This is a genomic window from Cysteiniphilum sp., from assembly GCF_057495195.1.
This window is the reverse complement of record NZ_JBXTEF010000063.1, coordinates 1-8802: the sequence shown is the minus strand read 5'-3', so window position 1 is coordinate 8802 and position 8802 is coordinate 1. Positions and strand designations below refer to the sequence as shown.

General features: G+C 36.9%; 8 protein-coding genes. 2 read left to right on the top strand and 6 right to left on the bottom strand.

All coding sequences use genetic code 11. From position 1 onward, the window contains the following. Positions 1 to 112: 112 nt before the first annotated feature. A complete protein-coding gene (locus ACY10D_RS05495) occupies positions 113 to 916 on the top strand; it encodes an MFS transporter (protein WP_486999765.1) in 804 nt (267 codons plus the stop codon). Positions 917 to 1236: 320 nt separating this feature from the next. Beyond that, entirely contained in the window at positions 1237 to 1815 is a 579-nt protein-coding gene (locus tag ACY10D_RS05490) for a flavodoxin family protein (RefSeq protein ID WP_486999764.1), read from the top strand. Between the two features lie 20 nt (positions 1816 to 1835). Here ACY10D_RS05490 and ACY10D_RS05485 read toward each other — a convergent pair whose 3' ends face one another. The 6 genes from ACY10D_RS05485 to clpB all read right to left on the bottom strand — a co-directional run bounded on the left by ACY10D_RS05485 (position 1836) and on the right by clpB (position 8510). Continuing rightward, positions 1836 to 2825, bottom strand: a complete 990-nt coding sequence (locus tag ACY10D_RS05485; protein WP_486999763.1) for a VUT family protein — start codon at positions 2823 to 2825, stop codon at positions 1836 to 1838. A gap of 14 nt (positions 2826 to 2839) precedes the next feature. Further along, complete coding sequence (locus tag ACY10D_RS05480) at positions 2840 to 3292, bottom strand: VUT family protein (RefSeq protein WP_486999762.1); 453 nt, start codon at positions 3290 to 3292, stop codon at positions 2840 to 2842. Positions 3293 to 3369: 77 nt separating this feature from the next. Then, on the bottom strand, positions 3370 to 4203 hold the full coding sequence (gene queF, locus ACY10D_RS05475; protein ID WP_486999761.1) for an NADPH-dependent 7-cyano-7-deazaguanine reductase QueF: 834 nt from the start codon (positions 4201 to 4203) through the stop codon (positions 3370 to 3372). A 175-nt stretch (positions 4204 to 4378) separates the two neighbouring features. Then, positions 4379 to 5149 (bottom strand): phosphodiester glycosidase family protein, encoded by a 771-nt coding sequence (locus tag ACY10D_RS05470; protein WP_486999760.1) that lies wholly within the window; start codon positions 5147 to 5149, stop codon positions 4379 to 4381. 88 nt (positions 5150 to 5237) lie between these two features. Further along, entirely contained in the window at positions 5238 to 5909 is a 672-nt protein-coding gene (locus ACY10D_RS05465) for an SDR family oxidoreductase (RefSeq protein WP_486999759.1), read from the bottom strand. Next, the gene (gene clpB, locus ACY10D_RS05460; RefSeq protein ID WP_486999758.1) at positions 5910 to 8510 is read right to left on the bottom strand and encodes an ATP-dependent chaperone ClpB; all 2601 of its coding nucleotides are present in this window, start codon (positions 8508 to 8510) and stop codon (positions 5910 to 5912) included. It lies immediately after the preceding gene. Positions 8511 to 8802 lie beyond the last annotated feature (292 nt).

Here is an 8802-nt window from a genome sequence, read left to right as displayed (position 1 = left end):
TTTCACAGCTCAACATCTTTTTTCCTGAACGGTTAAAACTTGAGCTTTAGGGTGACACAGTTGAGTGAACAGTCTCGCGAACAATGTTTTGATCAAACATGTTTCCATAAATGTGACTTCATCATTTGTAAGTAGTTATACTATCTACAATGCATTTTCATGTTTTGGCGCATTGGTAGGTACGTTTTTTGTTGGATTTTTAGATATTAGATTGCTGTTTTTGTTTAATCTAATAATAATTATTGTTTCTTTAGTTTTTATTAAAATTCCATCTTTCTCTAAAAAAGAAGTTTTCGTTAGCAAACAAAAACTATCTTTAATTTTATCTCAACCATGGGTTGTAAATTTACTGCTAGTGCAAACGATATTTTCAATATCTTATTCACAGATTTTCAGTTCTTTACCTATGATATTAAGTCACTCTTCTTCAAAAAATTTAACGTATGGTCTTATAGTAGCTTTAAATTCTATTCTTGTAATTATTTTTAGCCCCTTCCTCAAAAGGATGTTATCTAGATTATCTTCTTTACATGTCGCTTATTTTGGCTTTATGGCTATATTTGTGGCAGCTTTATGTTTAGTATTATCTTATAGTATCTACTCACTATTAACTTTCATTGTATTTTTCACTTTTGGTGAAATTGCATTATTCCCTGTTTTTAGTTTGTTAATATCTGAAAATGTTAACATTAATGATCAAGGCAAGTATTACGGAGTAATGAACTTAAATTTTATTGGATCATTTGCAGGATCATTTATAGGAGGGATTTTCCTAACTTATAAGCTAGACAGTATTTTATGGATAACTATCATGTTATTGATTCCAGTATCAATGTATTTAATGACACGTATATTCAAACAAATCAATAACTTAGCAAGAATAGGTAGTCAAAACGATGTATTATGTTCTTTATGAATTTTCTTTGAAAAATAATAACCATAAGGATAAGTTTTTTTCACAGTGGATCAAAGCTACAAAATTAATTAAACTTCAGTACAGTGGAGCATTAGGCTCAAGGTTGCATCAATGTCAATCAAATAGCCTAAAGTTAGTGGCTTATGCTAAGTGGAAAACTAAAAATGAATGGATAAATTTTAGCAACCTAAAAGAACATGACAAAAACTTAGAACACGTGATTCAGGAAATGCGAAAATGTTTGTCAAGCAATACAAAGATAGTATTCAATCTGTGTGAAATAGATGACTTTATAAGTTAATTACCAATGAGGAAAATTCATGAAAATAAAAATAGCAGTCGTATACAATAGTTCATATGGCACCACTAAACTAATGGCTGAAGCTGTCAAAAAAGGTGTATTAAAACATGTTAATGATATTGATATGATCTTTGCTGATGAGAATACAGATGTTGAAGCATTGGATCAATATGATGGCATTTTATTTGGTACACCCACTTATATGGGTAGCGTTTCAGGTAGTTTTAAACAGTTTATGGACAAAAGCTCATCTCGTTGGGCAGTAGGTGCATGGAGGGATAAATTCGCTGGTGGCTTTACTAGTTCAAATAGCACTAATGGAGATAAGCTTAATACTCTAATGACTTTATTTATCTTTGCTTGTCAGCATAAAATGAACTGGATATCTCTAGGGATTAGTAACCAATCCTCTGAATCACAATACAATCAGGGTGATGTGGATTGCATTAATAGGTTTGGCTCCAATATAGGTGCAATGGCACAGTCAGAACAGTGTAGAATCGATAACTCTGGCGATTTGCGTACGGCAGAATTATATGGTGAACGATTTGCTTTACTTACTATGAGTTACCGTAAACAACTCATCCATGATTATTAACAAACCTATTAAAAATCTAACTATTTATCACTAAACGCATTTACACAACGATCTGAGTCAATCTTAAAGCCAACAATGTTGGTGATTTTATTGCTTGGCAGCTCCACAATATCTGTTTTCTCTAAACGCTTAATATACATAGCAATTTTACTTGAGATAGTACAAACAATCACATCATAAGAAAGCTTAATAACGTATTGGGTCAGTATAATGATAAAAATCACTTTTAGCGGCACAACAAATAGAAAAACACCAAAAGCAAATACAACACTATCGATGAAAGTACCAATAGCAGTCGCAATAATAAATCTAATGATAATTCGTCCTCGCTCTTTACCTTCTTGCAATCCATGCTTTTCACGGGAGTAGTACTTTAATCTTGCAATAATATTGGTGTTAACAAACTCAGCGATCACAAAGCTAATAAATGAAAAAGCAAAAACCCTAATCACTCCCGCCTCAGAAAACACCAACTCCCGAACGTAATTATGCCCATTAACCGTAGGCAGCATCGCCAAGATACTAAGAATTAATAGTGCGATTAGCGAAGTTAATGCAACCGTTGTATAAATGCGCCTAACAATCGAAAAGCCATACACTTCAGTTAGGATGGAATCAAATAAAAATGTTAATGAATAAACAAATATAGCACCTGGTGCTGCCAGTGGAATACCACCAATGCTTCCTAAGCTAATAATTGTTGAGCCCGCTAAATTTGATGCAAAAAAGATTACGGTATAAAGTGAAACAAATAGCAAAAAAACATATTTCTTCTCTTCGAGCGCTGCCAACTTTATATTGTTCCTTACCTTGCCAAATAGGCTTTCTTGTTTACCTGCATTAAATGCAATTAAACGCTGATCACTTTCAGAAAATAAATCAATAATGTCATTCTCATTGAGTTTATTAGCTAGCTGACTACTACTTCGCTTGGTTAAAGTGTCATAGTACTCAACCGTAAAATTATTTGGATTAATATTACTGATCTTATAATGTGAACTTTGCCTCATCTTCCTCTCCCTTTCTAATGATTAGTATATGAATTAACACAACGATCTGAATCGATCTTGAAGCCAACAATATTGGTGATTTTATTGCTTGGCAGCTCGACAATGTCGGTTTTCTCTAGATGCTTAATATATATTGCCACCTTACTTGAAAAAGTACAAACAACGATATCATAAGATAATTTAATGACATATTGAGTCATTACAACAATTAAAATCGTCTGTATTGGCACGACAAATAAGAATACACCAAAGCAAAATATCAAGCTATCTACCATTGTCCCTATTGAGGTTGCTATCAGAAATCTTGCAATAATTCGCTGATCTGCTTCTGAAAAAAGATCCATTCTGTCTTGCTGATACAACTCGCTAGCAAGCACAAAAGTACCTTTTTTAGTGAGCGTATCATAAAGCTCAACTTTGCTGCTATTTACGTCAATATTACTAATTTTATAATGGCTAACTTCCATTTAAATGCATTCAAACTTTGAAGTTTGGCAATTATACCTGCTTATAAGGCAAATTAATACCTCACTTTATTAAGGTATTATTGACGTGCTAAACGTATCTGCTTTTGCTCACTTTGCTCAGCATCAAATATAAAGTTTGCGCGCATTGGATTAATATCTAAGCCACCTCGACGTGTATAGCGCGCATAAACACATAATTTTTCAGGCTGGCAATAGCGCATAATATCAGTATAAATACGCTCAACACATTGCTCATGAAACTCATTATGATCACGGAAAGAAACAAGGTATTTCAGCAATCCTTCTCGATTAATTTTGCCTCCTTGATATTCGATCAACACACTCCCCCAATCCGGCTGAAAGGTCACTAAACAATTAGATTTCAATAGATCACTACTTAGGCGTTCATGCACTTGGCTCGTTTGGTCTGCTGATAAAAATTGAGGATTTGTCATATATTCATTGATTTCAATATCAAGCTCATCAATCGATTCTGCTGCAAATTGATTGGTAACATAACAAGGGTAATCTTTTAGTGCGTATAATGTCACAGATACTGCACCATTGGCAGCTTGTGAAAGATCATGCTGCATCATCTTAGTAACCTCATCATCACTGGCAAAATGCGTGCTATTAAAAGAATTCAAATAAAGCTTAAAACTTTTGGACTCAATCAAGCACTCAGAAAGCGCATCAATCTCAAATACGGCAATGCGCACTTGTGGCTTGCCTTTCATATTCAACCATGAAACTTCAAAACCCGTCCAAATATCAACACCTTTAAACTCAGGGACTCCCTTTATGCCTAACTCATCACGCTTTATCGATCGCGGGATCGGAAATAATAAACTGGCATCATATTGTGTTTTATATTCAGATTTTTTACCTAACTCTGAGAAGACTAAATCCATTAAATTTAACTCGGCATCTATTGTGAATGCGCTAACTCTATCATAATGTTATTACCATCTCAATGAGAGTACTCAAGATTTCGCCTACTCACTATGTTTTGTGCCTCACCACAACTTCAATTATTGGTTAGTATTGTCCCGTATTAAATGGCCTACTTGGTTGGCTAAGCAACTTCTAAGCGACGTTCAAACTAAAATAAACAACACTTTTCACAGGACTATATTCTGGATAAATCACGGGTGTCACATATTTACGCAAGATAAAAGCACCTGCTTTGCCACCATCAAAATTTACCGCGCGTTTAATATTAATATCAAAGTAATTAGCAAGTGCTTTAACAACATACGCTGCCTGCTGTAAGGTTGTGCTATCGATATAAATCACCATAAGCTTTGAGCTTGTTTGTGCATAAATAATGCGTTTGGCAATTTTATCATCATTGACTTTTTGTACAATGTTATCTTTAAGCAAGATAGGACCTACTTGGAAAGCATAATAGGCATGATGATATTTTTGATCTTTATCTAAGATATTGATTTGACCCTGTTGATCAATCGTAATAATTGATGATAACAACGTATTATTAACCAATGGTAAGCGCAGTTTACTTTGATCAATCAAAAGACCATTGACAAGAAACCCTTCTTGATAAAAGCCACCATTAGTTGCTAGAAACGCTTCCTTTTGAGTTGCCACATCAAGCACACTTTGAACATTATCTTGTGATTGAATCGTAAGTCCCGCTTTATATGCATCATTATCTAATAACACTACATCAACTATCAGCGGGAAATGCTTATCTTTAATCGCTTCAAAAGTATCAAACTGCACTTTCTTTGGCGAAATATCGATGGATTTTTTTTGCTGAAGCTGCCACCCAGATGCAAATGAAGTAATAGCACTGCTTAACAACAGTCCCAAAGCGAATATACGTTGTAATGACATAGAGACATTAATTCAAATAAGTATGCTCTGCATTATATCAGAAAATATACCGAACACTTATACCACTGACAAATCATTTTGCGGTATATTACCAAGGTATTGTTTTTCCATCATAAGCGAGAAACTCACCGGAGCTATCAAGATTTGCTTTATCTATAAGATGTGTCATACCACTAATACTTTGTTCAGTTGTAATTAGTGCATTCTTACCTCCCATCTCGGTAAGCACCCAACCTGGATGCAGCAATACAACTGCTATACCTTTAGACTTCAAATCAACACTTAGGCTTTTTGCTGCTGCGTTTAAGGCTGCCTTTGCCATACGATACCCATAACGACCACCTGAAGTATTATCAGTATTTGAGCCCATTTTACTAGTAATAATGGCAATTTTTGCATTTGTATTTAAAAATGGTAGTAAGGCCTCCGTCACACGTAAAGTCCCCAGTGCATTAATGTTGATATTCTGCAAAAGCATGCCATAGTCAATCTCACCAAGTGTTGAATCACACCAAGCGCCCGCATTATTGATCAATAAATCAATCTTATCATGAGATAGTCTCGTCGCAAGCTGTTCAATTGATTCATCCAAGCTAATATCAACACCTTCAATAATCGTGACATTCAAATGCATTAATTCACTAGAGGGTTTTCTGCATACTGCATATACATGCCAACCTGCGTTTTGATAAAATCTCACGAATTCAAGACCAATACCTTTATTAGCTCCTGTAATAACAACCGTTTTTTGTTGACTCATCTACTGGCCTGCCTTTTCCATCGTTGTGGAATCTTTTTTTGAGAAAACAAAATTATCATTCTCACTGGTCACCTGAATGACATCACCTGCCACATAGCGCCCTTCCAAGAGATAGGTGGCTAATGGGTTTTCAATGTATTGCTGAATTGCGCGTTTCAATGGTCTTGCGCCAAATATCGGGTCAAACCCATGGTCTGCCAGCTCATCCATTGCTACCGCTGAGATTGCTAATTTTAAATCACGCTCATGCAAGCGCTTACGCACGCGATTGATTTGAATCTCTGCGATTTGTTTAATCATCTCTTTATCTAATGGCTCAAAGACAACGGTTTCATCAATACGGTTGATAAACTCTGGTCTAAAGTGTTGCAATACAACCTGCAACACCTGCTCTTTCACCTGATCATAACCTTCGCTATGCAGTTTTTCTTGGATTAACTGCGAGCCTAAGTTTGAGGTCATAATTAGCACAGTGTTTTTGAAATCAACCGTACGCCCTTGGCTATCTGTCAAACGACCATCATCTAAGATTTGCAATAGAATATTAAAAACATCTGGATGCGCTTTCTCAACTTCATCAAGCAAAATTACCGAATAAGGCTTGCGTCTGACATGCTCAGTTAAATAGCCACCTTGCTCATAGCCAACATAGCCTGGAGGCGCACCAATTAGGCGTGCTACCGAGTGCTTCTCCATATATTCTGACATATCCACTCTCAGCATCGCATCTTCACTATCAAACATAAACTCGGCCAATGCTTTGGTTAATTCAGTCTTACCAACCCCTGTTGGACCCAAGAATAAAAACGATCCTGTTGGACGATTTGGATCAGACAATCCAGAGCGCGCACGACGAACGGCATTCGACACGGCGGTAATCGCTTCTTTTTGACCAATCACACGTTTGCCTAAGAAGTCCTCCATATGCAATAGCTTCTCACGCTCACCTTCCATCATCTTATTGACGGGAATACCTGTTGATTTAGATACTACTTCAGCAATTTCATTCTCAGTCACTTGAGTGCGTACTAATTTGGTTTTAATCGGATCAGCACTGGCAAGCGCCTTAATCTGCTCTTCTAACTGCGGAATAAGTCCATATTGCAATTCTGCCATTTTTGATAAATCACCGGTTCGCTTAGCAGCATCAAGATCAATTTTAGCTTGATCTAATTGCTCTTTTAGTTTTTGTGAACCTTGCATTTGTGCTTTTTCTGCTTTCCAAATTTCTTCAAAGCCTGAATACTCTTTTTCTAAAGCTTTGATTTCATCTTCTAAAACATCCAAGCGTTTTTTGGTGGCATCATCTTTTTCTTTTTTCAATTGCTCACGCTGCATTTTTAGCTGAATAATCCGGCGATATAATTTCTCCATTTCTTCAGGACGCGAGTCAATCTCCATGCGGATTTGACTTGCTGCTTCATCCATTAAATCAATGGCTTTATCAGGCAGTTGTCTATCGGTAATATAGCGATGTGATAATGTGGCTGCCGCAACAATTGCCGGATCCGTAATATCAACACCGTGGTGCACTTCATAGCGCTCCTTTAATCCGCGCAAAATCGCAATGGTATCTTCAACTGTTGGCTCATCAACTAATACTTTTTGGAATCTACGCTCTAATGCGGGGTCTTTTTCAACATTCTCGCGATATTCATCTAATGTCGTTGCACCCACACATCGTAGCTCACCACGCGCCAAGGCGGGTTTCAACATATTACCTGCATCCATCGAACCTTCAGCTTTACCTGCGCCAACCATGGTGTGTAATTCATCAATAAATAAAATCACACTTCCTTCTTGTTTGGACAACTCTTTAAGCACTGATTTTAAGCGCTCCTCAAAATCACCACGGAATTTAGCACCTGCCAATAATGCGCCCAAATCCAAAGATAAAATACGCTTATTGCGAATTCCCTCAGGCACCTCGTTGTTAACAATGCGTTGCGCTAAACCTTCAACAATTGCGGTTTTACCAACCCCTGGGCGACCAATTAACACGGGATTATTTTTAGTGCGACGTTGCAATACTTGAATCGTACGTCTGATCTCATCATCGCGCCCAATTACCGGATCAATTTTTCCTTGTCGCGCTCTTTCCGTGAGATCAATGGTATATTTCTTTAGCGCACCTTGCATATCTTCAGCATTCTGACTCTCAACGCGTGCACCACCTCTGACTTTATCCACTGCTAATGTTAGATTTTCTTTTGATAAGCCAGCCTCTTTAAAGATCTTGCTGATCGCACCATCGGCAAATCCAGCAATTAAGAATAAATCACTTGAAATAAATTCATCCTGCTTTTCAGTAGCAAGCTTTTCCATCTGCTGCAGTATTTTAATTAAGTTATTTGACGCACTGATTTGACTAGCGGCACTACTTGTAGCTAGCGCATTCAAGGCATTACTTAACTCACTATTGAGATTTGATAAATCACCCTCAGCCTGGGTGATAATAGATGCAATCATGCCACCTTCTTGATCCAACAATGCTTTTAGCACATGAATCGGCTCTAGCATCGTATGACTCTTGCTAATGGCTAAACTCTGCGCTTCAGTAAGCGCCTCTTGCAACTTATGGGTAAACTTCTCTGCTTTCATATATCCTTTATCCTCATTTCTTCAACACAATAAATTATCTCAACAATCACGGACTTGAGAAAAAACACAAAATTAATCATTAAGCCTAGATCATTCATTTATAGCTTTTTATATTATCTTTAACACCCTGCTGAACATCAGCGCATGATCAATATTCCATTATCTACTCGAGTTACGAACTTTTTCTATTTCAACACCCCGCCTCGCAAGCTTAAGCACCCCTCTTGCAAAGAGGGGAATATAAAACCATCATTGCCTAATTCCCCTCTTTGCAAGAGGGGTGGCAGCCGTA

Excerpts from the sequence above, each read along its gene's own strand:
- ACY10D_RS05490 (WP_486999764.1), top strand. The coding sequence starts at position 1,237 with ATGAAAATAAAAATAGCAGTCGTATACAATAGTTCATATGGCACCACT.
- ACY10D_RS05485 (WP_486999763.1), bottom strand. The coding sequence starts at position 2,825 with ATGAGGCAAAGTTCACATTATAAGATCAGTAATATTAATCCAAATAAT.
- ACY10D_RS05480 (WP_486999762.1), bottom strand. The coding sequence starts at position 3,292 with ATGGAAGTTAGCCATTATAAAATTAGTAATATTGACGTAAATAGCAGC.
- queF (WP_486999761.1), bottom strand. The coding sequence starts at position 4,203 with ATGGATTTAGTCTTCTCAGAGTTAGGTAAAAAATCTGAATATAAAACA.
- ACY10D_RS05470 (WP_486999760.1), bottom strand. The coding sequence starts at position 5,149 with ATGTCATTACAACGTATATTCGCTTTGGGACTGTTGTTAAGCAGTGCT.
- ACY10D_RS05465 (WP_486999759.1), bottom strand. The coding sequence starts at position 5,909 with ATGAGTCAACAAAAAACGGTTGTTATTACAGGAGCTAATAAAGGTATT.
- clpB (WP_486999758.1), bottom strand. The coding sequence starts at position 8,510 with ATGAAAGCAGAGAAGTTTACCCATAAGTTGCAAGAGGCGCTTACTGAA.